The organism is Nonomuraea sp. NPDC004702 (assembly GCF_053601695.1).
Map to the genome: position 1 here is coordinate 1 of NZ_JBSGCE010000075.1, position 21117 is coordinate 21117.

General features: G+C 65.5%; 22 protein-coding genes and 4 pseudogenes. 12 read left to right on the forward strand and 14 right to left on the reverse strand.

Annotated features, from left to right (window positions below; all coding sequences use genetic code 11):
- Positions 1 to 136: 136 nt before the first annotated feature.
- Together ltrA and ACWEJ6_RS46545 are read right to left on the reverse strand one after the other, a co-directional pair.
- Positions 137 to 1360 carry a group II intron reverse transcriptase/maturase gene (gene ltrA, locus ACWEJ6_RS46540; protein ID WP_452431765.1) on the reverse strand — a complete coding sequence of 408 codons (1224 nt, stop codon included), beginning with the start codon at positions 1358 to 1360 and terminating at the stop codon, positions 137 to 139.
- Positions 1357 to 1569: a hypothetical protein gene (locus ACWEJ6_RS46545; protein WP_452431766.1), complete on the reverse strand. Its 213-nt coding sequence runs from the start codon at positions 1567 to 1569 to the stop codon at positions 1357 to 1359. Before ACWEJ6_RS46545 ends, ltrA begins: the two co-directional genes overlap by 4 nt.
- Positions 1570 to 2583: 1014 nt before the next feature.
- Between ACWEJ6_RS46545 and ACWEJ6_RS46550 the strand changes: the two genes are divergently transcribed.
- Together ACWEJ6_RS46550 and ACWEJ6_RS46555 are read left to right on the forward strand one after the other, a co-directional pair.
- The gene (locus ACWEJ6_RS46550) at positions 2584 to 3366 is read left to right on the forward strand and encodes an IS110 family transposase (protein ID WP_452431767.1); all 783 of its coding nucleotides are present in this window, start codon (positions 2584 to 2586) and stop codon (positions 3364 to 3366) included.
- Positions 3264 to 3668, forward strand: a pseudogene (locus ACWEJ6_RS46555) (transposase); the annotation flags it as partial. The gene ACWEJ6_RS46550 and the pseudogene ACWEJ6_RS46555, both read left to right, overlap by 103 nt.
- A gap of 156 nt (positions 3669 to 3824) precedes the next feature.
- On the opposite strand, the gene ACWEJ6_RS46560 reads toward ACWEJ6_RS46555, so the two are convergent.
- Entirely contained in the window at positions 3825 to 4736 is a 912-nt protein-coding gene (locus ACWEJ6_RS46560; RefSeq protein WP_452431768.1) for a hypothetical protein, read from the reverse strand.
- Between the two features lie 1212 nt (positions 4737 to 5948).
- Here ACWEJ6_RS46560 and ACWEJ6_RS46565 point away from each other — a divergent pair.
- From ACWEJ6_RS46565 to ACWEJ6_RS46575, 3 genes are read left to right on the forward strand one after another with little or no spacing between them, the layout of a single operon-like run.
- Positions 5949 to 6461, forward strand: a complete 513-nt coding sequence (locus ACWEJ6_RS46565; RefSeq protein WP_452431769.1) for a hypothetical protein — start codon at positions 5949 to 5951, stop codon at positions 6459 to 6461.
- A gap of 15 nt (positions 6462 to 6476) precedes the next feature.
- Entirely contained in the window at positions 6477 to 6848 is a 372-nt protein-coding gene (locus ACWEJ6_RS46570) for a hypothetical protein (protein ID WP_452431770.1), read from the forward strand.
- Complete coding sequence (locus ACWEJ6_RS46575; protein ID WP_452431771.1) at positions 6820 to 7458, forward strand: 2'-5' RNA ligase family protein; 639 nt, start codon at positions 6820 to 6822, stop codon at positions 7456 to 7458. Before ACWEJ6_RS46570 ends, ACWEJ6_RS46575 begins: the two co-directional genes overlap by 29 nt.
- Before the next feature lie 70 nt (positions 7459 to 7528).
- On the opposite strand, the pseudogene ACWEJ6_RS46580 reads toward ACWEJ6_RS46575, so the two are convergent.
- From ACWEJ6_RS46580 to ACWEJ6_RS46595, 4 genes and pseudogenes are all read right to left on the reverse strand, one after another.
- Positions 7529 to 7834 (reverse strand): annotated as a pseudogene (locus ACWEJ6_RS46580) (IS3 family transposase); the annotation flags it as partial.
- Entirely contained in the window at positions 7800 to 8849 is a 1050-nt protein-coding gene (locus tag ACWEJ6_RS46585; RefSeq protein ID WP_452431772.1) for an IS30 family transposase, read from the reverse strand. The gene ACWEJ6_RS46585 and the pseudogene ACWEJ6_RS46580, both read right to left, overlap by 35 nt.
- A gap of 56 nt (positions 8850 to 8905) precedes the next feature.
- Positions 8906 to 9277 (reverse strand): transposase, encoded by a 372-nt coding sequence (locus ACWEJ6_RS46590; protein WP_452431773.1) that lies wholly within the window; start codon positions 9275 to 9277, stop codon positions 8906 to 8908.
- Positions 9278 to 9614: 337 nt separating this feature from the next.
- On the reverse strand, positions 9615 to 10286 hold the full coding sequence (locus tag ACWEJ6_RS46595; protein WP_452431774.1) for a YdcF family protein: 672 nt from the start codon (positions 10284 to 10286) through the stop codon (positions 9615 to 9617).
- Positions 10287 to 10474: 188 nt separating this feature from the next.
- On the opposite strand from ACWEJ6_RS46595, the pseudogene ACWEJ6_RS46600 reads away from it, so the two are divergent.
- A pseudogene (locus tag ACWEJ6_RS46600) lies at positions 10475 to 10848 on the forward strand (IS982 family transposase); the annotation flags it as partial.
- Positions 10849 to 10993: 145 nt separating this feature from the next.
- Here ACWEJ6_RS46600 and ACWEJ6_RS46605 read toward each other — a convergent pair.
- Positions 10994 to 11542 (reverse strand): NUDIX hydrolase, encoded by a 549-nt coding sequence (locus tag ACWEJ6_RS46605; protein WP_452431775.1) that lies wholly within the window; start codon positions 11540 to 11542, stop codon positions 10994 to 10996.
- Positions 11543 to 12125: 583 nt separating this feature from the next.
- On the opposite strand from ACWEJ6_RS46605, the gene ACWEJ6_RS46610 reads away from it, so the two are divergent.
- The 4 genes from ACWEJ6_RS46610 to ACWEJ6_RS46625 all read left to right on the forward strand — a co-directional run bounded on the left by ACWEJ6_RS46610 (position 12126) and on the right by ACWEJ6_RS46625 (position 14526).
- Complete coding sequence (locus ACWEJ6_RS46610; protein ID WP_452431776.1) at positions 12126 to 12575, forward strand: hypothetical protein; 450 nt, start codon at positions 12126 to 12128, stop codon at positions 12573 to 12575.
- Between the two features lie 793 nt (positions 12576 to 13368).
- Positions 13369 to 13653: a hypothetical protein gene (locus ACWEJ6_RS46615; RefSeq protein ID WP_452431777.1), complete on the forward strand. Its 285-nt coding sequence runs from the start codon at positions 13369 to 13371 to the stop codon at positions 13651 to 13653.
- 20 nt (positions 13654 to 13673) lie between these two features.
- Positions 13674 to 13943, forward strand: a complete 270-nt coding sequence (locus ACWEJ6_RS46620; protein WP_452431778.1) for a hypothetical protein — start codon at positions 13674 to 13676, stop codon at positions 13941 to 13943.
- 1 nt (position 13944) lies between these two features.
- Positions 13945 to 14526 carry a hypothetical protein gene (locus ACWEJ6_RS46625; RefSeq protein WP_452431779.1) on the forward strand — a complete coding sequence of 194 codons (582 nt, stop codon included), beginning with the start codon at positions 13945 to 13947 and terminating at the stop codon, positions 14524 to 14526.
- A 73-nt stretch (positions 14527 to 14599) separates the two neighbouring features.
- Here ACWEJ6_RS46625 and ACWEJ6_RS46630 read toward each other — a convergent pair whose 3' ends face one another.
- A complete protein-coding gene (locus tag ACWEJ6_RS46630) occupies positions 14600 to 14812 on the reverse strand; it encodes a hypothetical protein (RefSeq protein ID WP_452431780.1) in 213 nt (70 codons plus the stop codon).
- A gap of 103 nt (positions 14813 to 14915) precedes the next feature.
- Complete coding sequence (locus tag ACWEJ6_RS46635) at positions 14916 to 15686, reverse strand: transposase family protein (protein WP_452431781.1); 771 nt, start codon at positions 15684 to 15686, stop codon at positions 14916 to 14918.
- A 648-nt stretch (positions 15687 to 16334) separates the two neighbouring features.
- On the opposite strand from ACWEJ6_RS46635, the gene ACWEJ6_RS46640 reads away from it, so the two are divergent.
- Positions 16335 to 16652: a MazG nucleotide pyrophosphohydrolase domain-containing protein gene (locus tag ACWEJ6_RS46640; RefSeq protein ID WP_452431782.1), complete on the forward strand. Its 318-nt coding sequence runs from the start codon at positions 16335 to 16337 to the stop codon at positions 16650 to 16652.
- Between the two features lie 229 nt (positions 16653 to 16881).
- On the opposite strand, the gene ACWEJ6_RS46645 is transcribed toward ACWEJ6_RS46640, so the two are convergent.
- The 4 genes and pseudogenes from ACWEJ6_RS46645 to ACWEJ6_RS46660 form a co-directional block, all read right to left on the reverse strand.
- Positions 16882 to 18125 (reverse strand): IS3 family transposase gene (locus tag ACWEJ6_RS46645; protein WP_452431783.1). Its coding sequence is split into 2 segments (ribosomal slippage): positions 16882 to 17843 and positions 17843 to 18125, totalling 1245 coding nucleotides; the frame shifts between segments, so codons are not numbered across the junction.
- Positions 18126 to 18172: 47 nt separating this feature from the next.
- Positions 18173 to 19046 (reverse strand): annotated as a pseudogene (locus ACWEJ6_RS46650) (IS982 family transposase).
- Between the two features lie 163 nt (positions 19047 to 19209).
- Complete coding sequence (locus ACWEJ6_RS46655) at positions 19210 to 19737, reverse strand: hypothetical protein (protein WP_452431784.1); 528 nt, start codon at positions 19735 to 19737, stop codon at positions 19210 to 19212.
- 494 nt (positions 19738 to 20231) lie between these two features.
- Entirely contained in the window at positions 20232 to 20678 is a 447-nt protein-coding gene (locus tag ACWEJ6_RS46660; protein ID WP_452431785.1) for an alpha/beta hydrolase, read from the reverse strand.
- Here ACWEJ6_RS46660 and ACWEJ6_RS46665 point away from each other — a divergent pair.
- Positions 20670 to 20993 carry a transposase gene (locus ACWEJ6_RS46665; protein ID WP_452431786.1) on the forward strand — a complete coding sequence of 108 codons (324 nt, stop codon included), beginning with the start codon at positions 20670 to 20672 and terminating at the stop codon, positions 20991 to 20993. The two genes, ACWEJ6_RS46660 and ACWEJ6_RS46665, sit on opposite strands and share 9 nt — an antisense overlap.
- Positions 20994 to 21117: the final 124 nt, after the last annotated feature.

Here is a 21117-nt window from a genome sequence, read left to right on the forward strand (position 1 = left end):
TCGTGGTGGGGTCGGCATGGAGCGCGGTGCCGGGATTTCTCCGGGTCCGTTTCTCCATGCCGCCCTCCCGAACCGGACGTGCGAGTTGGCCCCGCATCCGGCTCTCCACAGGTCCCCTCGGGCTGTTGGGGTGTCCTCAGCGTGTGCTGGGCCAGGGCGATGGAATCTTCGTCCCTCGGGGGAGGTAGCGCGTGGTGGCCACCGAGCCGGGGTTGAACAGGACGATTCCTCCGTCATGCGGCCACCAGCCGCCGTCGCGGAAGCGGCGGCGCAGTTCCTTCCAGCCCGCGTTGGGGTGTTTGCGTCGCGGCCATCCGAATACCTGTCGCCAGACGATCATGCGCGGGTATTGGAAGGCGCGGGCCGAGACCCCAGGCCGGAAGTAGGCGGTCCAGCCACGCAGCACGTTGTTGAGCTTGTGCGGCAGGACCGCCAGCGGCAGGCTCACGTTCATCCGACAGATCGCCTTGGTCTTGGCCTTGATGGACCGAAGTGCCTTCTTGGCCGGGTAGTTGTAGACGAACTGCTGGCCGGTGCCTCGCTTGTGGTGGCGCTGGATGCGCCAGCCGAGGAAGTCGAGGCCCTCGTCGATGTGAGTGATCAGAGTCTTCTCCTCCGAGAGCCGCAGCCCAACGGTGGCGAGGACTTCCGCTGCTTCGGGCAGCAGCGCCTCGGTGTGTTCCCGAGTGCCCGAAACCAGGATCACGAAGTCGTCCGCGTACCGGATCAACCGGTAGTTGGGCAGCCCCTTCTGGCGGCGAGTCCAGCGCTGTTTCGTGGTCGAACGTGCTCCGCCCGGTGCCTGGATGAAGTGCTCGTCCAGGACCGAGAGGGCCACGTTGGCCAGCGGCGGAGACAAGATCCCTCCCTGCGGGGTGCCGGTAACGGTTTCCTTGGACGTGCCGACCTCGGTGAGGATGCCCGCCTTCAAAAACGCCTTCACCAGCGCCAGCACGCGCTTGTCTCCGATCCGAACTCGGACCCGGTCCATCAGGGCAGGGTGCGAGATCTCGTCGAAGCATGCCTTGATGTCGCCTTCCAGCACCCATTCGTAGGTCTTGGATGCCAGGAAGCGGGTCTCGGCCATCGCGTCATGCGCTCGCCGGTTGGGCCTGAAACCATACGAGCACGGAAGGAAATCCGCCTCGAAGATCGGCTCCAGCACCAGCTTCAAAGACGCCTGCACCACCCGGTCGGCGATCGTCGGGATCCCGAGACGGCGACGCTTGCGCGTCCCCGGCTTGGGAATCATCCGCTCTCTGACCGGCACGGGCTGGAACGTTCGGTTCCTCAGCTGCTCGCGCAGCTCTGTGAGGAATTGCTCCGTCCCGACCCGCTCCTGGACGAAAGCGGCGGTCATCCCGTCGATTCCGGCCGAGCGTGCGCCCTTGTTCCCCGCGACCCCCTCTCCCAGGCCATCAGCAGGAAGCCGGGATCGGTGACGAGGTTGAACAGATCGTCGAACCGACGATGAGGATCATCGGTCGCCCAACGGTGCAGCTTGGTCTGGATCTCCAGTACCCGCCGCTCGGCCCTCAGCAGGGCCCACGACGGATCACCCGTATTCACCAGCGAACCTCCTGGCCTTCCAGCACTTCCACCACTGACTTGCTGGCCCCCTTCGCCATGTGGCCGGCTTTCCCGGCCTCGGACTACTACGGAGCCTCCGCCCCGCCCGATGCCATCAGCAGACGACGTGCCTGCCCTTCCGCCACGCTGGCCGCGCGGGGCGAGGGCAACATCGGACGGTTCCCACGTTCGTCACGAAGTCGATCGACGGACGAGGCGTCCAGCTCTACCCCCGCGGCATCACCACGGCTACGCCGCAGACTTTCACCGTGGCCTCCCCGGGGTGGTTCACATGGTCCCGGGAAGTTCCCCGCCAACACACAAGGGCGGGGACGCACCGCACCCAGCCCGTATCCGTCAGATTTGAGCTGGTGGGCCGTTAAGGGGCGTCAGACACTGGTTTCTCTCGTACACCTTCCCGTCTCGCTGACCGGACCCGCACCGTCTGACAGTGCCGACGCGTCCCGGCGTTGTCGGGGCTGCTCCCGCCCTCCCCGGCGACTCCCGGATCAGGCTGCCCCCAGCTTCACCCAGCCGCTGCGACGGCCAGGAGGCGAAGGTCTCTCACCTCCGCTCGACTTCGCGCGCTTCGTGGCGCACGTGATCCTCAGCCCAGTCATCCCCGACGAACAACACTCCGCACCCCCAAGATCGACGACAGAACCAGCAGCCCGCAGGAGCCGGTCGGCGACCTAATGGACCAGTGCTCACCCCAACCATCGAAGGGCACGACATCCAGTGAGACTCAAGGGGTGGCAGCAACGGCCCTTTCCAGTGAGATGGAAGGGGCAGGAGGTGCTCCCGTTGAGGCTGACCCAACGACATCCCGGCCCGCTGATCTGGTGCCCTGTGATGGATCTGTCGCCTCAGCCGGAAGCATCGCCGATGGTGCGTGCCAGAGCGGTCGCGCGTGGCCTGATAGGAGCCTGATCGCGCTGGTCCCGTCACTGGTCTGCCCGCCCGGCCGCCAGGCACGCACCGCCACCGATGCTCCCCGACGACACAAGGACGCTCATGACCAAGAAGCCGAAGAAGCGGCGGATCGTCGGCGGTGTCGACACCCACGCCGACACCCATCACGCCGCAGTGGTACTGATTGACGGCCGCCGCCTGGCCGATGCCGAGTTCCCAGCCACCGCAGCCGGATACACCGAGCTGCTGGCCTGGCCGCGTTCGTTCGGCAGGCTGCACGCCATCGGGGTGGAGGGCACCGGATCCTACGGTGCCGCGCTGGCCCGGCACCTGCGCGGCCAGGACCTACGAGTGATCGAGGTCAACCGCCCGCATCGACGGCAACGCCGCGCCAAGGGCAAGTCCGACCCGTTGGACGCCTACGCAGCGGCCGAGGCCGTGCTTGCCGGCCGGGCCAGCGCGGTGCCCAAGGCCGGTGACGGGATCGTCGAGTCGATCCGTGCCCCGCACCTGGTCCGCACGGGCGCGATCAAGGCTCGCACCGCCTGTGTCAACGAGATGAAAGCCCTGGTCGTCACCGCTCCCGCCGAGCTGCGTGAGCAACTGCCCGCCCGATCGGCGGTCAAGCTCGCCGACGTCTGCGCCCGGCTGCGGCCTACCGGCGATCTGGCCGACCCAGCTCAGGGCGTCAAGGCCGCGTTGCGCCGCCTGGCCATGCGTTACCGCTCGCTCACCGCCGAGATCACCGACGCCGACGCCGACGCCGACGCCCAGCTGACCGTTTGGTCAAGCAGGCCCGGCCCGACCTGCTGGCCGTCCGCGGCGTCGGTGTCGAGACGGCTGCCCAGCTGCTGTCCACCCGCGGTGACAACCCCGACCGGCTGAACTCCGAGGCGGCGTTCGCCTCCCTGTGCGGTGTTTCTCCGGTCCCGGCTTCCAGCGGCAAGACCAAACGCCACCGGCTCAACCGCGGCGGCGATCGACAGGCCAACCGTGCCCTCTACGTGATCGCCATCACGCGCATGGGCCACGACGCCAACACCCGCGCCTACGTGGCGCGCCGCACCACCGACGGCCTGTCAACCAAGGAGATCATCCGCTGCCTGAAACGCTACATCGCCCGCGAGCTCTACGAGGTCCTGACCAGTCCGGCAATGCGCGAAAACGATCTTCCAGCAGCCGCTTGACAAGACATGGGAGCATCCATCAGCGATCAAAGACTCCTGACCACCGGTGAGGGCACGATCTGACCCTAGGATTCAAGATCCAGGCGGCGAGAGTGCTCACTCACCAGCGGCTACCAGGCACCGAGTCTGCCAGCGAGGCCGACCCGGTAGGTCCCATTAGTCGATGCCCATGAGGTAGCGCAGCCAGAGGCGGCCGGCCTCGGCGGTGATCGCGTGGCCTGGTCGCTCGTCCGGCTCACCGTACAACGACCGGTACAGGTGCGGCATCGTCCACAGACAGGCCAGACCTAGCGCGGCATCGGAGTGGGTACGCCAGCCCGGCACGAAGCAAGACATCATCATGTCGACGTCAGCCGGCCGGTTCTTGGCCGCCACCAGGTATGGGGCGAGCAGCGCGGCGTCGACATAGGCCGCGCCTTGGCAGGCTGAGTCCCACCCGAGAATGTTCAGCTGTCGTCTGGTGAACACGAGGGTGCGGGGGCTGAGGGCGCAGTTCAGCAGGGTGTCTCCCTCCAGCAGGCGGATGCTGTCGCGGAGCACCTTCCACGCGGTTACGTACAGGGGCCTGTCGGGGATGTCGGCGGGCGGCTTGTTGAAGATCATCAGTCGGTAGCGGTAGAGGGGCTGAAGGATCTCCGAGATGGGGGCTGCTCCGTCAGGGCATGGGGTCAGCGTGCCGCTGAGGCCAGCCAGCATCGCCGCTAGCGCGTCCAGGTCGGGAGAGTGGAACGAAAGGTCAGCTCGCCGAGGTCTGCCACGGCAGGCCTCGTGCACGGTGAGCAGATAGCCGGCGTGCACTCCGGAGAACAGCATCTTGGGCGTGGGCACGCTGCTGGGCATGACGCGGCCCGCCCACATCGCCCGCTGATGGGCGGCGGCCAAGGACGTGCCGAGCCGGGTGGCTCGCAAGAGGAAGCTGTGCTGTGCCGTGCGCATGCGCGCGGTCAAGGACGACCGGCCCGTTCCTCCCAGCCTCGTGATCTGGACAGGGGGCGGGAACTGCGCGAGAACGGCGCTTCGCGCGCCGTCGGGCAGGTCTTCCCACCGCAGTTCGGGCGGGGCCGTCATCGATGCCCTCCATACCCTGGCGGGGTAGCGTGTGCGATCACGTGCGCTCCTTTTCTGTACGGGGGATGGTGGTGTGCCATGCTTAGGAGCACACTCCCCGCCGGTCGCGACGGCGGTGGCCTCGATCAGATGGCTGGCCCGGCGGAACGCGGGGTTGCCGAGTCGCTACGAGGGTGGGCAGAGGGCTCCCGCACGGTGGTTGTGCGGCTGCTGAGGTCCTACGGCGCCGGTATCTCCTTCGCCAGGTGACCCTGAACGTCCGGTGCCTGCCAGCGATGATCTCGGCTCCGTGGGCGGAGCGTGTTGACGGTTTGAGTAGAAGACGGCTGCTGGCCGCGTTGAGGCGGTGGTGGAGTGCCCACGTCCGGCACCGACCCCACGCACTGGTCCATGAGGTTCTGGGCACCGGGACCACACGCGTACACACCGCCTTCGAGCCCCCCTGTGTGATCGTAGCGTCAGGTAGCGCGAGCGCGATGCCGCGGCGGCTGACAGGGGCTGGCACGCCCCATCGGGCGAAGAGCGCGACCGGCGCGCGATCGCTGTGCGCTGTCGCCTCACGCCGTTAGGGGTGGTGAGAAGAAGCAGGGTCATCTCGTCAGGAGGGCCGAGGGTATCCCCGGACCAGCGCGTGCTTCTGGTCTTCATCAGAGCCGCTCGCGGCATCGCCACTTTGACCTTCGGGTCCCCGTCGTAAGCGCGCGGTACTACCGCCGGTGGCGGGGATGAGGGCGCGTTCGGTAGAGCAGCCGATACCGTGGCTAGGCATCAGGGAGCACCGCTCATGGCCGCGGCTGACCATGCCTTCCGGCGTCGTGAGCGCGGACCGCCCAGCGCGTCGCGCTGGTCGTCGGCATCGTCCAGGCGTGTGTGAGCGTGGCGCGGCTGCGAGGTTGTTGGCCACGAAGATCACACACCGATGTCGCCGACGGGGGCAAGACGTGAGCGCGGCCTCGTAACCGCTGCTGCCCGCTTCCGGCACGCGCGTACCAGACTCGCCGCCGGCCTTTTCCAGCCTGCCGACCGGCCAGCGCGCGGTGATGGAACCGAGGCCCGGGTCCAGGGCCGCGCTGGTGTCCATGGGCACGACATGCGCCGAGTCGGCGCTCGCCTTGGATTCGGTCGGCACATATATGGCGGGGAACGTGAGTGAAGGGGTCCACGAGGTGCTCCGTCTGGATCACTCCCATTCCGCACAGCTCACGGACTTTGATGGCGCGCGGCTCGGCAATGTTCAAGGCTCCGCTGGTCGCGTTTCTTCGCGATGAGGCCCTCTTTCTCCTTGAAGGACGGCAAACCCTGCGATATCGGAACGAACTCCACGTCATCGCAGGCTGGGCCATGACCATGCTCGGCTGGGCGGGCACCGACCAGGGCCGCCTGGACGCCACGGCGGCCCATACACGGACCGCGTGGTTTTTCGCGCGAGAAGCCGGCAACGACGCGTTGCGCGCATGGGTTTGTAAGACGCGGCAGGCGGCGGCCTACTGGGCGAACGACACGGAGGTCGCCATCAGGCAGGCTGAGCGCGGGGCCTACTACGCACGACGGTCGGGCGGCCAGACCGAAGTAATGCTCATCAGCACTCTCGCTCTGGACTACGCACGCGCGGGGCACCTTCAAGAAGCCCGCGACGCCCTGGCCCGCGCACGGGACATCGCTCCCACGCAAGAGCGTGACTGCCCAGGCGGCGCCCTCTCCTGCCCTCCCGAGCGGGCCGCTTAATGGGCGGACACCTGTTTGGTGCTTGGCCAGCCCGCACAGGCGCTGGAGATGGCCAAGCGCGCCGTCGGCATCTCCCAATCCAAGCCCATGTCAGAGCGAAACGTCGGCACCGAACGCATGACCCAACTGCACATCGTGCGGGCACATATCGACCTGAATGAACTCGACGCAGCCGCGGTAGCGCTATCGACCGTACTCGAGACGCCAGTCGACGCCCGTCCGGCCCCGCTGCTCCTGCAGCTCGCGGAGATCACCACCAGAATGCGCCCGGCCTTGCGCCACAGCAGCGATGGCAGAAGGATCGGGGACGCGATCGGCGCCTTCCGGGCGGCGACGCCGTGGACCGGGAGGCGGGCTCTTGACGACGGAAGAGACCGAGACACGTAATCACTGGTGGTGGCGGCCGGGCTGGCGGCAGGGCCGCTCCTGCTACACCTGGCACATCTTGGTGGACGACCAACCCGGCATCCACGCCTTCGCTCAGCGGATTCAACCCGAGTTGGAGAGCACCGGGGTCCTGGGCCCCATTCCGCTGGAGTGGCTCCACATGACGATGCAAGGCGTTGGCTTCACACATGAGACGAGCGAGCAGGCAGCGAGCGAGATCGCTACGGCGGTCACCGACCGCCTCGCCTCCCTTGCCCCTGTCGAGGTGATCTTCGGGCCCGCGGTCGCGGACCCGGAAGGGGTCAACCTCCCCGTCCGGCCCGCCGAAACCATGGAAAAGGTGCGGCGCGCTGTACGTGCCGGCATCGCGGACGTGTGGGGACCGGACCGTGTGCCCGAGGCGGAAGGAGGCTTCCGCCCGCACGTAAGCCTCGCCTACTCTCACACCACCGGCGCTTCTCTCGCTCCGATCCGAAAGGTCCTGGCTCGCCACCCCACCACCATCTCCGTTGTGATCAAGAGCGCGTCTCTGATCAACATCAACAGAGACCGCGGCGTGTATCAGTGGCGCGTCATCCATCAAGCGCCTCTCGGGGTCGGGTCGAGATGACCATCAACCGACGGCTGACGCAGCCGCCTCAGGAGTTGCCCCGGTTCGATAGACACATCAGAACTTGCGACTACGCGGCAGCGTAGTCGAGGTCTTGAGCGTTCTTGAGCGCGTGTCGGCGTTCGTCTTCGACCGGGCTGAGCTGGCCGTTGGCGGAGTGGCGGCGGCGCGGATTATAGAAGCCCTCGATGTAGCCGAACAGGGCTCATTCGGCTTCTGACCTGGTATGGAAGGTGCGCCGGTCGATCAGTTCGCACTCCAGCGAGGCGAAGAAGCTCTCGGTGATCGCGTTGTCGAAGCGCGTCCCGGTCCAGCTCGTCGATGGGCGGACGCCTGCCTGCTCACAGCGCCGGCCGAAAGCGATCGAGGTGTACTGGCCGGGTCCAAGGAGTCAAGGCACCACATTGGGCGGGGGTTCGGTAGCCGAGGCACTTGCGGGGGCGGTTGTTCAGCCGGGCGGCCAGAGCGTCAAGGTCGGCTTGGCTATACAGGCCCAGATCGGTGCCCTTCGGCAAGTACTGCCGGATCAGTTTGTTCGTGTTCTCGTTTGTGCCCCGCTGCCATGGGCTGCGGGGTGCGGCGAAGAAGACGTCCATGCCGGTCGCTTCGGTCAGCGGCCGGTGGCCGGCGAGTTCCATGCCGCGGTCCCAAGTCAGAGTGCCGCGTAGACGAGCATCCATCCGTAAGAACGCCTGTCGCGGGGCGGGGATGACCGTCGTGGTGTGACGGCTGGGTAGCGCGACCATGGTCAGGTAGCGGGACTCGTGGTCGACCAGCGTCGCGAGCTGGCTGTTCTTGGCTCCGACGATGAGGTCGCCTTCGAGGTGGCCGAGTTCGGTACGGGCGTCGGCTGCGTCGGGCCGTTCCACGAGCGGCCGTGCCCCGGTGATCTGCGAACGCCACTGGCCCTTGATCGTGTCCTTCTTGTTCTCGCGGATGGGACGGCGCGTGCGCGGTTTGGCGCACAGCTGACGCGGGATCACTTTCCACCGGGTCGTGTATATCGCACGGTAGATGCCTTCGTGGCTGATCCGCATCAGCGGGTCGCCGGCGTGCGTCAGCCGCGGATGTCCCACGATCCGCTCCGGCGACCACTCGTTGTCGAGCAGTTCGATCACCAGCTGGCGCAGCACCGGGTTGTCCCGCGGGGCGGACGGTTTCGGGCGACGTGCCCGCCGCCGAGCGCGTCGCTCGGCGGCGACCGCACGGTACTTCACCCGGCCGCCGTCGCGGGCGACCTCCCGGCTCACCGTGGACGCCGAGCGTCCGATCGACCGTAGTGAGGCTCCAGCCTCCAGACCGCGAGAGATCGACTCCCGCTCCTCGGCGCTCAAACGGTCGGCCCGACGCACCCGCTCCACCGGCGCCGTGCCGCCATGGTGCTTCAGCACCGTGAAAAACCGACCCCGGAGGCTTGCCCAGTGCCCGGGAAATCACGCTGATGGACTCACCCGCGCGCCACCGCCGCCACAAGTCCTCTTTCATCGCGTCCGACATTCCCGGCCGACCCATCCGAGCCACGATCCACCCATCCACATGCAGCGTTGCGCTGATCGTCTGAATCTAAGGCGGCCTTACGCAAGATTTCCTTCTCTCCGCGGAGAACCTTCACCTCGCGTCGCAGCCGGGCCAGTTCGCCCTTTTCGGCGCTGGTCAGGCCGCCTTGGCGGCGGCCGTCATCCAGATCGGCCTGGCGCGCCCAGGTACGGATCGACTGCGCCGAGGGCTGAGATTCCTTGGCCAGTTCCTCCGGCGTCCGTCCCGTGCGCACCAGCTCCACCACCTGCCGGCGAAATTCCGGCGGATAGTTGTTCGGCACAGCGGACTCCTCCTTCCGGGAACCAGGGTTCCCCAGAGATCAGCTGTCCACCAAACCGGGCCAACTCCACGGCCCGCGTCCCGGATCATCTGTCTCAGACGGCGTTCGCGGAGGTCGAACCAGTCCATGGCGGCCTGAGTCGATGGGTCGATCGACAGCCATCGCGTCCGCTGTGAGCCCTCGAGGAGGGCCAGGTGTACCCGGTTCCTGGTGATCGCGTTGGATGAATTGGACGCCCGTCACAAGGATCCAAGAGTCAGCGGTGAACAGCCTGGCCAACATCGCCAGCCATGGAAGGTTGGGCTGGTGGATGGCACGCACCGGGCCATCCACCAGTTCAGGACGGGACCAGCCTGCTGTCGAATCCAGCGCGAAGAAGAGCCTGGTAGGCGTCATAGACCTCTCTTGGAATGGGCTGCTCGATGGCATAGCCGAGACGGGGGTACTCGATCACGCGCTGCAGGTCCCCAACGAGCATGTCGATCACCAGACGCGGGTCTCCGATCGAGGTGACGTAGCCGTCCAGCGCCAGCGGCTCCGAGGCGCACACCACGTCGACCTCGGGCCACACCTTGCGCGCCGTGGCGTACGCGCGACGCTCCATGTACGGCTTGGAGATCAGCAGCACCGAGCCGGGCCGCAGCCCCGCGTCCGCGAGGGCCCGGCGCGACAGCGCGATGTTCTGGCCGGTGTTCGTGGCGTGCGGCTCCACCAGGATCGCCTCGTCGGGCACACCGAGCTCAAGTGCGTGCTCGCGATAGTGAATGGCCTCGCCGCGGGGAAACCGAGCCGCGGTTGTGGGGCTGGTGGCGCCGGAGAAGACGAGGGTGGGGAACCAGCTGTCGTGATACAGCCGCACTGCGGCGCGCGCCACACCAAGATCATGGCTGCCCAGGCCGATGGCCGCATCGCAGCGTCGAAGGTCGTGGTGCATATGGTGGAACTCCCAGATGGTGCGGGCGTACTGCCACTGCTCGTCGGTGATGGTGGTCTGCCGCTCGATGCTCACTCGGTGCTCCCGGGTCGCCGCGACAGAGGGAACCGGTAATCCCTCTGAATAGTTGGTGGTGATCCCCCCATTCCGCGCAGCCGGTGCGCCAGGCCGTGGTGCACGGACTGGCGTGCGGCGCGGCCGAGGATGACAAGCTCATTATCTACGCCGGCGCGGTCGGAGGTCAGGATGTGCCCGTCGGCTGTCTGCTGGGCATGCTGGCCACCACGCCCCTGACATTGGCCGAGCATCGGCATCCGACGCTCATCGCCGACCGGCGGTTCTACGGCCGTGCCTTCGAGTGGGAGCTGGCCGAGGGCGGGGTGCGGCTGCCGCGCCCGGCCCTGGCTGGTGAGGCCGAGCGGGCCGGCGCGCGGTTCTTCAAGCCGTTACGCCAGACCATCGAGTCGATCAACCAGACGTTGAAAGGTATCTCGGTCTCGAACGACATGGTGGCCGGACCCCGGCCGGCGTCACCGTCCGCGTCTTTGTCAAGGTTCTGGCTTTGACCACGGCCATCTGGCACAACGATCACACCGACCAGCCGATTGTGAGATCACTCACCCGCTACGACCACTGATCACCCCCACCCGTTGGACTCAACCATCAAGGCGGCGGCCCCCATCATCACATCAGTGATCGCGGAGCCACTTCGTTCACGGTAAATTTCGTTTCGCCAACAGTGTCTCCGGCGGGAGATCAGCGGCCGCGAAGCACGCGAATGCCTACAGCGCTCCCACGCACTCGACCAGCCGAGGGGTGGGCAGATCAGCGACCGGCCGCCAGGCGTACGCGCTGACCTCCTCTGGCTGGATGACGATCGCCGTGCCCTTCGACCAGAACGCGAACCTAAAGTCGGCGTGCCAGTGTGCGGGCTCGTTCTTGATCGGATTAGCGGGGATCTCGTGGACGTCGATGTCCAAGGGGGCGATGTCGATACCGGACGGGGAGACCACGTGCTGCCACGACATTCCGCTCTCCTCCTCCAGCTCACGTAGGGCCGCCCCATACAGGCTGCCATCCCCGGCCTCGCAGTGGCCGCCGGGCAGCAGCCACCGGTTCAGCGCACGATGATGGATCATCAGCACGCGACCAGTGTCGCTGATCACGGCCGCGCTGGCGGTCACGTGCAGTGGAAACGTGCAGCGCGAGGCGAGCCTCGGGCCTGACGTGTCAATCGCGTGGGTCAGCGTAGCCACATCAGGCGCGCGGTCAGGGTGCGTGTCGAGGTAGCGGGCCAGGACCTCGCGAATCTCCTTGGTAGTGACGGTCATGACACCCATCGAAGTGGCGCAGCCAGGTCGCCGCAATCGCCTTTCGAACTCCGGCGGGAATCTGCCCTATGTCCGACTCGTGTCGGCAGGAAGCGAGCAGCGTGAGGGCAGCGAGGCTGTGTTAGCTCCCTCCCTGCTTCGGCGGACACTCTTGTGGTGATCAAGCTTCCGCGGCGGCCTCGTAGCCAGCGGGGCTTCCGTAGCCCGGGCCGCTGTGCAAGCGGGTGCAGATCGTACCAGCCCTCCACAGACTCGAAGATCGCACTGAGGGCGGCGGCGTGCGTGGGCCACGACAGGAGGTAACGGAGCTTGGCCTTAAGAAGTCCTAACAGAATGATCAGCAGGTGAGGCATCGCCAGCAAATGGTGGCGACGGCGAAAACGGCGGGGCGTCATATTCCCGCTGCGTGACATCGACATGGACAGGCCACGCTGTGGCATCTATGCTCCTGCATGTCAAAGCCGAAGGCAAAGAAATGAGAGCTTGGTACGCATCCTTCCCATTGGCAATCATGCTCGCTGTCACAACAGCATGTTCGTCCCCCTCGCCGCCACCTCCCAGAGATCGGCGTCCGTTAGGAGACGTGACTGCCGCACCCCTAGAGTGCGGGGTGGTTTCGAACCACGCCATCGCTCGCGCCTTGGGGATCAGCAGCTTCCGCGCAAGCGGCTCCACGTCGGTAAAGAATTTTTCTCACTGCATCATCAGTCGATTTCCTGCAACTGAGAAAAAGGCGCGGATGTCTATCGAACTGTACGACCCGTTCGCTTCCACTCTAGACAGCCTGGAATACACCAAGACTCAGGAGGACGGAACTAATCTACCCGCCGAGATCCAGCCAGGTTTCAGTTCCTTGATGGAGGACGCGGACGGGAACGTCATCGGCGCCAGAGCGCTAGCATGGACATCGGATGGCACCAAGCTACTGTCCGTCATGATTGCACGAGGCGCGCCGGGGCGAGATCACGTGGCGGACGTCATCGAATTCACCCGGAAACTCCGACCTCTCCTCCTCAGCTCCACTCGGGGATGACGGGGTTAGCCGTAGAGAAAATGACATGCCCGATTGCGGATGAGGAACTCTGGTCGGGAAGGCGGAAAGAGCTCGTCGCATTCTGCGGCGATCCAGGCAACTGAGCTCCTCTCCTCTCGGTCTCCAGAAACCAAGCGCCTGGGCCTCATTGGAGGACGAGAGGGCGTCCCGGTCGTGGTGTGCGACGTCTGGGGGACCGCTTCATAGCGCTGACGTGGCACAGTCCAGCCGCATCGGTGGTGATGAGTCCCCGGACTGCCTCGTCTTGTTCTGCGACTGCTGCGATCTGCGCGGGGCACCGTCGAAGGTTGAGACGTATGGGAAGCGGGTGGTGTGTCCCAGGTTAAGTTGAGGTGGGTTACTGGATTCTTGTGCCACTTGATGAGAGGAAGGTGGCATAGGACGATGGGGCTGTCCGATACCTGGAAACATGGCACAATCGGCAACGACGGCACAGGGGCCCGGGCATGCTCACCCCGATACAGTTCGAGATCGCATCCACCGTGACATGACAATCCAGAAACACGACTCCCATCGAACCCAAGGCACACCAGGATCGATTATGGCCACGCACATCGATGAGGTATCAGCGTTTCGAGGAAGACGACCCAGGACTGAAGGGCATCGAACACACCGATATGGATCGGCTGCTCGCCTTCGTGGGAACCGACGCGGCTGCCACGAAAGCCCTGACAGGGGCCGAGACGCAACGAATGCCGCGCGCAATTAGCGAGTCCTACAAACGGGACGGTGGGAAACAGTTAGAGGACGTACTCATTCCGGAGGCGCGCTTATGGGGCACATTCTCGAGACTCGACGGCTGTACTGGCTGGCGCAGGCCAAGAGTGATGAGCAGGTCAAGGCGGAGATGAAAGGCCTGATCAACAATGTACTAAGCGAGTTGACCGGACCTGCGGGGAAGCTCGCCACCCGCTTCGGATTCTTGGGTGAAAAGGCGAATGAAAATCTCATCCCGATGACATTCGAGAAAAATTCCCCGTTTTTGACGGACCGGATGCTGCAGGACGGTTTGACCACCGGATCGGCCATGCAGCAGGCGAGCGACGATCGTACATGACCATGTCGATGATTAGGCTGATGATTCTCAGCACCAGAATCGCACACGGTAAGTGGAGCGCAGCTGCCCGAGCAGACCTCAAGGGAAGATTCTTCGCCACAGACGGTCATCCGTCCGTTCTCAAGTCGCTCAACGAGATCACGGCACATCCAGCCATGCTCGACCAGTTCATCAAGTGGGCACGCTGGCACTCCAAGGTAGAAAGCAATCCGCAAATCGTACGAAAGGCGATGGACAACAGCGCCGGTTGGGACGTTGCCGACAACCTTGGCATCCAGCGGGCCTACTGACATGTCTTCACGCGCTCTGGCCACGTACCTCAGCGTCCTGCTGGCGCTGGCGCTGACGTCCGGCTGCACCAAGCAGAACGATCCCCCGCTACCGCCCGCAGCAACGGCGGACCTACGACCGGTGACTGACTCAGGTCCTTACTGGTGTGATGTCATTCCCCAGCAGGCGGTGCGCCTGATCAGCGGCTTGTCCATACCGCTGGAGGAAAGCAAAGACGGCGTGCCCACCACCAATGGTGGATGTTTGTTGAGGAATGAGTACACCCGCTTCTCCCTCAACTGGTCCATCCGTGGGGGCGATGAAGCGCTTGATCTCGCCCACGAGAACTTTGGTAAGAGTCGAGTGGCCGATTTGCCGTCCGACCTCGGAAAGGGGTTAGTTGCCTACACGGGCGACGCACCCAGGACAGGTCCCTACGTCGCATTTATCCTGTTCCGATGCGGCGACAAACGACCTTGGATGGGCATCGACTTTTCGGAGGTGGCAAAAGACCGGAACATGATTGCCGACTTGATCACATTGCTCCGCATAGCCCGCAGCCGGTACGGAGAAATACATCAATGCACTCCTAAAGCAGCCTAGTCTGGCAGCCGATGCCTCAGGAACTGGCTCCACCGGCAACCTGGCAGGGTCTGCTGGCAGAGTTCTGCAGATGCTACTCATCGCCCCCTTTCCCGGTGTTCTCGGCGCTGACCACCGTTTTGGTGGCCTGCACCCGTTTTCGCGCAGTGATCGGGATACTGATCGGCGCAGGGACGAACCTGTCGTGGCGGAATGAGAAGGCGCACCAGCTCTTCTCCCGCACCACCTGGTCATCGTCTGGAATGCCCGCCACGCTCATGCCACAGCCGACGTCGTCGCTGAACACCGCGCCCGGGCCCCCTGGTGCCGCAACCGGACCTGGCGAAGATCGACGACGATGCTCCGCTCTGGGCCGCCCCCTTGGACGTCGAATCAGCACTGACCTCTTTTCATCCTCGGGCGACTTCGTAGTTCTGCAGAAGAGCGATGGCCTTGCAGAGGTGCCCAGCTTTGAGTGGGCAGCAGCGGAGCTTCCGCAGGATGCGCCAGGTCTTGAGCTGGGCGTTGGCGCGTTCGCCTGGGCCGCGAAGGCGGGCGTGTGATCGGTTGGCACGCTTCTGAGAGGCGGGCTTATCTCTGCCCTTGTAGGGCGTGATGACCGGACCACCGGCACCCTGGTAGCCCTTGTCCGCCAAGACAACGATCCCGGCCCGTTCCAGTTCCCTCAGGATGCCCCAGATCCGGGCAGCGCTGAGATCGTGCGCCTTGCCCGGCAGTGCCCCTGAGGTCCACAGGATCGCCCCGTCCGGTGCGGCGATCACCTGGATGTTCATCCCGTGCACGCGGTGCTTGCCGGAGAAGTACGGGCGGTCGGCGGCGACCCGGTCGGTGCGGATCAGCGTGCCGTCCAGCACCAGGTAGTGCACCCCATCGCGGCGGGCCTTGCGCAGCGCCTGCCCGATCTTGGGCGAACGCGCCGACAGCAGCATCACGGTCTCCTCCACATACCGCCAGGCGGTCGCGGCGGAGACACCGAACCCGGCCCCCAGCTCGGTGAACGTCTCCCCCTTGCGCAGGTGAACCAGCACCAGCGGGGCCTGCCGTCCCGGGTTGAGCAGCCGCCAAGCCGACTTGATCGCCTTACGATGCCGGCGGATCACTCCGGCGACGTAGTTCAGCGTTGAACGCGACAAATCGACGGCGGCACGATAAAACAGCATCCGAGGCCCCTGGTTGTGACGGATCTGGTTGTGGTGATCAATCCATCTACCAGGGGTTTCTTACGTCGTCAGGCGATCGACAAGCTCGCGATCAGGCTGTGACCAGCGCCCTGCCGCCAGGGGGATGAAAAAGCCTCACTGGAACGGCTCGTTGCGTCGGGTCATCCGTTCAGTCTGGACTTCCACCTCGCCTCCGCCACCGAGCACATCTACGCGGCCAAGAACGCATTGCCACATGCCCGGAAGGCGTTCGTCAACGCCATCGAGTACCGGCTCCCGGACAAGCTCGTCGCCATGAACGAGCTGGCCGTCTCACCTTGTCACAGACCACCGAGTTGCTCGGCATGGTGGCCGCTCGGCGAGGCGTTCTCATCCACCTCACCGCCACGCCGGCGCAGATTTATGCTCGTCTTCTGGCCCCGCGTCGGAGCCGCACCCACCCTTGACAAGCTGCGGACGCTTTTCGCTCGCCTCTTCACCGTGTTCGCGGACCTGGCTCGGCATGCGGACGTCCTCACCTTGGACAACGAACAGGCGGCCGAATGAGAGAAGTCGTTCGTCTGACCCGCGGAGAGGATGGCCGCTAGGCTCGCAGTCGTCCGTCATCCTCACCGAGCGCATAAGGCTCCATCGCCACAGGAGAATCGGGTGCACCTTCGAGACGTCCAGAGGCGGGCCTGGGAGAACAAGCTGGCCAAGGGGTTCAACACCTGCGACATACCCTTGGAGTTCGCTCTCGCCCACAGTGAACTGTCCGAAGCCTTCGAGGCCGCACGCAAGCGCCCCGAGACGCTCGGTGAGGAACTCGCGGATGTCTTGCTCTTCTTGGCCAGCATCGCGGAGATGACCGGCATCGACCTCGATTCGGCTGTTGAGGTCAAGATGGCGAAGAACGAGGCCCGCCGGTACGAGCGTGATCCACATGGGATCTTGATCAAGGTCGGCGAACAGAACCAGCAGGACTGAGAGCCCAAGCGCCGAACCCCAACACTTGGCCAACGACATGTCGACGCAAGACCTCCCCCGACCGGAACATTGACCTGTCGACGCGGCTGTGTCGTGCCCGGCAAGGCTTAGACGCGGCAGGCTCTTGGTGATCGCCCTTTGATTTCAGCCAGGCTTGGCCTCAAGCTCCCGCACTGGCGTGGGAGGCCTCCGACTCCAGGACTGAACCGCACCGGGATCGGTGGAGACTCTATTGACTGACTCCAGCCGCCGGTTGGGGCTGGTGTTGAGCGTAGTAGACGGCTTCGTGTTCGGCGGGCGGGACGTCGCCGATGGCGGTGTGCAGGCGCTGGTGGTTGAACCAGTCGATCCACTCGGCGGTGGCCAGTTCGACGTTGGCCAGCCCTTTCCATGGCCGTCGGGGTTTGATCAGTTCGGTCTTGAACAGGCCGATCGCCGATTCCATCAAGGCGTTGTCCAGGGCGTCGCCGACGCTGCCGATCGAGGCGTCGATCCCGGCCTCGAGCAGATGGGCGGTGAAGGCGAAACAGGTGTATTGACTGCCCGCGTCCGAGTGATGAACCAGACCCGGCCCGGCCGGAATGCCGGTCCGCGCGCGTCGCCACAGTGCCATGTCCAGGGCATCCAAGACGAGCTTGGCTCGTTTGGTGGTGGCCGCCGACCAGCCCACGATCGCGCGGGAGTACACATCTACGACGAATGCGACGTAGACCACGCCGGCCCAGGTCATCACGTAGGTGAAGTCCGCCACCCACCGCTGATTGGGGCGCGAGGCCGTGAAGTCGCGATTCAGCAGGTCGTCGGCGCGCTCGTGTCCGGCGTCACGGATGGTGGTGCGCGGCTTCTTGCCGCGCCGGACGCCTTCCAGCCCCAGTTCGCCCATCAGCCGGGCGACCGTGCGGCGCGCCACCACGACTCCTTCACGGTCCAGCTGTCGCCAGACCTCGCGCACGCCGTAGACGCCGTAGTTGTCAGCGCGCACCCGGCTGATGTGCTGCTTGAGCTCGGTATCCCGCACGGCGCGGACGCTGGGCGTGCGATTCTTGGCGGCGTAGTAGGTGCTCGTTGCGATCTTCAACCCGTGTGCGGCCAGCACACGGCAGATCGGCTCGACCCCGAACACCTCTCGATGAGCGTCGATGAACGCTACGAGCGCTTGTGTGGCCGGTCGAGCTCGGCCGCGAAGAAAACCGACGCCGCTTCGAGGATCTCGTTGGCCCGCCGCAGTTCGGCGTTCTCGGCCTTCAGCCGCTTGATCTCCTCGGCTTCGGCCGTGGTGGTCCCGGGCCGCTGTCCTGCATCGATCTGCGCCCGGCGCACCCAGCCGCGCACCGTCTCGGCCGTTCCGATGCCGAGCTTTGCTGCGACCGCTTTCATCGCGGCCCACTCGGTCGGGTAGTTCGGCCGGATCTCCGCGACCATGCGCACCGCGCGCTCACGAAGCTCGGGAGGGTAGGGGGACGGACGTGCCATGGCTCGATCCTCTCAAGGAATCGAGTCTCCATCAGACCCGGTGCGGTTCATCTCCGGATCGGCTGGCCGGTGTGACTTTGTGCCAGATGGCCGCAATCAAGGCCAGGACCTTGACCAGGACACCGACGGTGACGCTGGCCGGTGTCTGACCAGCGTATCGTTCGAGGATACGCTGGCTCTCGAGGGTTTGGTTGATTGACTCGATGGTCTGGCGCAATGGCTTGAACACCGAGGCGCCAGTTCGGTGGGCCTCTCAGGCCCGGGCCGGGGGCGGCAGTCGCACCCCGCCCTCGGCCCGCTCCCGCTCGAAGGCGCGCCCGTAGAACCGCTGGTCGGCGATGAGCGCCAGATACCGACGCTCGGCCCCTGCCAGGGGCGCGCCGGTCAGTGTGCCCAGCGACACCTCGCGCTCATCGGCCTTGGCGCCACTTATCGCGAACAACGCCAGCAACCGTCCAGGGCGCCCAGCAGGCTCGCCAGAAGGAGCGGGAGCGGTAGGCGCGGTAACCCTACTCGGCCCACCTGGCCAGCGCGCCACGCCGCGCGGTCTCCGCCGAGCGGCTGCACTTCACCGACGTGGAGCCGGCCACCCGCACTTCATCACTCCACCGCGAGGCATCGCGGGCCGAATCATCGCCCTACCCGGGGCGTGGGCTCGCGCAGCAACTCGCCGTAGCCGGGTCGCTGAGGAAGGCGGGGGAACACGCCATGCGGTTCGGCGTGCGAGTACCGCGGTCAGCGGCGCTCATAGCGGCTGGGCAGCAACGCCGACAGCACCGCCAGCGTCACAGTCCGCCATCACTCAACCCCGGCACCACATCCGCCCAGGGGCCGCCACAGGGCTACTTCCGGTGCGCTCGTCGGCAGATCGTCGCCCCTCACATCGAGTGCGAACGCGGAAATGCCCAGCTCGGTCGTCACAACCCGAGAATGGAACCCTCGCTCCACCTTTACCGCTACGCCTTGGTCTCCTTCATCTAGTCAGCCGCTGCTTTCCGTACGGACACCACCGCGTCGTATGGGGGAGGCTCTCGACCGCGGTGACGTACGCGAGCCTGGTCATTGCGGTGGGGCGTTGCTGACGTCAAGAGGTAGAGGAGGGCTCCGGGGTTCCGTTAAGCCACACGCAGGTGGAGTTGGCGCCAAGGGTGAGCACGCCACCGGCTGCCCAGCCGATGCTGATGAGGAAGTCGTCGGGGCGGGAATGCGCGTAAAGCTGTAGACCGTTCACGCTCTCGCCCGAGATGTCGTGGCCCTGGCTCTGCCAGTATGCCTTTACCTCGGCGATCACCTCCTTGAGCGCGTCCTCGGTTTTGGGCAGCCCTCTCAGGTGATACTCGCGACTGACCACGATCCGGTCTTCGGAGCCACCGTCCTGCGGGTCGAGGCAGAGGCCGTCGTTGAGGCTGGGCTGATACAGGTCCAGTTGGGGCTTGGGACGGATGACGCTGGCGGTCCCGTCGATGAGCTGCTCGATCCGGGTGAGCGCCTGGGCTTTGGTGAACGTCGGCTTGTCGGCCAGTGGACTCATGGCTCCCCCCATGGGTCCGCCGGGCGCGCATCCGGCGATGACAACCACAGTTGCGATGATCAACCTGGCGACGCGGAACATCTAGTCTCCCGTCGGCGTGGGGGAAGGTTGTGGGATGGGCGACGGCGAGGACGCCGGTCCCGGCGAAGGGACAGGCTGAGGCAGCGGCATCACATGAGGCGTCGGAGGCGGCGCCTGCTTCGGCGTCAGCAGCTTCGATACTTGATCGTACTGGCCGTTGATTATGAATTCCATGAGCCCCATTCATTCTCCTTGCCCGGCTCGCCTGAGCAGGTGCGATGGCGCGTCTACCGGCCCCGGCTCTGCTGCCGGAGGTCCGGGACTCATCGCGGGCCACTGCTCCTGACCGGCGACAATAGGATGAATGGGCTCCATGGTTTCAGAGACTCGGACTAGCTGTCCCAGTAACCGGAGTGCGCGCCAATGTCGTCCTCGGTGAGAGCCGGGAATCCCGACGCAGGTTTGGGGTCGACACGAAGCAAGTTGGCGCCGAAGGCGATGTTGCTGGGGGCGGGTATCGAAGGGCCCCGCGCCCTTCGGGAGCAAGGGCGTGACTACGCCCTGGGCGGGATTCCGGCCGCCGCTGAGTGGAACATGCCCGAGGTCGGCGAGGGGGTCTTGGGGTAAATTGCCGGCTTAGACCTGTTTGACTCCGGGATCGCTCGCTCACGCCGCCATTGTCCAGGGACTACCCACAAGAATGAGTTGTCCAGCCAACATCCCTTTCCACGGCTGCGCGGCATGCCGGCCACCACACGGCCGTAGCTGGGGCCCAGTACGGTAAATCGCGGTGTACCGGCCGGCTGACGGGTCGCGTGGAGACCGTCGAGGAAGCCGACCAGTGAGCCTGCGCCGACCTGGGCGAGGTCGGGCGATGCCACGGAGGTGTCGGCCCGGAGGATTCCCGCGTGGAGTTGTGGTGCCTCGTAGCCGAGCCAGACGAACGAAGCCGTCTTGGTATGGGAGGGGCGGGCCCGCTCCAGCCCAGCGCTGTGTTCCACGCCGACCGCGGCTCGAACTGCACCTCGGACGAGTTCTGCCGCTTCCTGACCGTCCTGGGCATCCGCCGCTCGGTTGGCCGCACCGGCGTCCGCTACGACAACGCCATGGCCGAATCGTTCTTCTCCGCGCTCAAGAACGAATGGCCGCAGCGCTTCGTCCTCACCACCCGAGCCAAGGCCAGACGGCAGGTCATCCGCTACATCGAAGAGTTCTACAACCACCAGCGCCCGCATTCGGCGCTCGGCTACGGGCCACCCCTGGAGGTCCTCAACGAGTCCCTCTCAGCCCACACAGCCGCATGGGCTACGCCATAAGACGGCTGTCCGGAATCACCGTGGCCCCTCAACCTGAGTCGCGGCGGCCAGCCCGCGCTGACAGCTATCGAGTAGATCCGATCAGGTGTATCACTCCGTTCGGCCCTGGACGCGGTGGTGCGAT

Coding starts and splice junctions, on each gene's coding strand:
- ltrA (WP_452431765.1), bottom strand. CDS start 1,360: ATGACCGCCGCTTTCGTCCAGGAGCGGGTCGGGACGGAGCAATTCCTC.
- ACWEJ6_RS46550 (WP_452431767.1), top strand. CDS start 2,584: ATGACCAAGAAGCCGAAGAAGCGGCGGATCGTCGGCGGTGTCGACACC.
- ACWEJ6_RS46560 (WP_452431768.1), bottom strand. CDS start 4,736: ATGACGGCCCCGCCCGAACTGCGGTGGGAAGACCTGCCCGACGGCGCG.
- ACWEJ6_RS46565 (WP_452431769.1), top strand. CDS start 5,949: ATGGCGCGCGGCTCGGCAATGTTCAAGGCTCCGCTGGTCGCGTTTCTT.
- ACWEJ6_RS46605 (WP_452431775.1), bottom strand. CDS start 11,542: ATGACCGTCACTACCAAGGAGATTCGCGAGGTCCTGGCCCGCTACCTC.
- ACWEJ6_RS46615 (WP_452431777.1), top strand. CDS start 13,369: ATGGGGCACATTCTCGAGACTCGACGGCTGTACTGGCTGGCGCAGGCC.
- ACWEJ6_RS46620 (WP_452431778.1), top strand. CDS start 13,674: ATGATTCTCAGCACCAGAATCGCACACGGTAAGTGGAGCGCAGCTGCC.
- ACWEJ6_RS46625 (WP_452431779.1), top strand. CDS start 13,945: ATGTCTTCACGCGCTCTGGCCACGTACCTCAGCGTCCTGCTGGCGCTG.
- ACWEJ6_RS46635 (WP_452431781.1), bottom strand. CDS start 15,686: ATGCTGTTTTATCGTGCCGCCGTCGATTTGTCGCGTTCAACGCTGAAC.
- ACWEJ6_RS46655 (WP_452431784.1), bottom strand. CDS start 19,737: ATGTTCCGCGTCGCCAGGTTGATCATCGCAACTGTGGTTGTCATCGCC.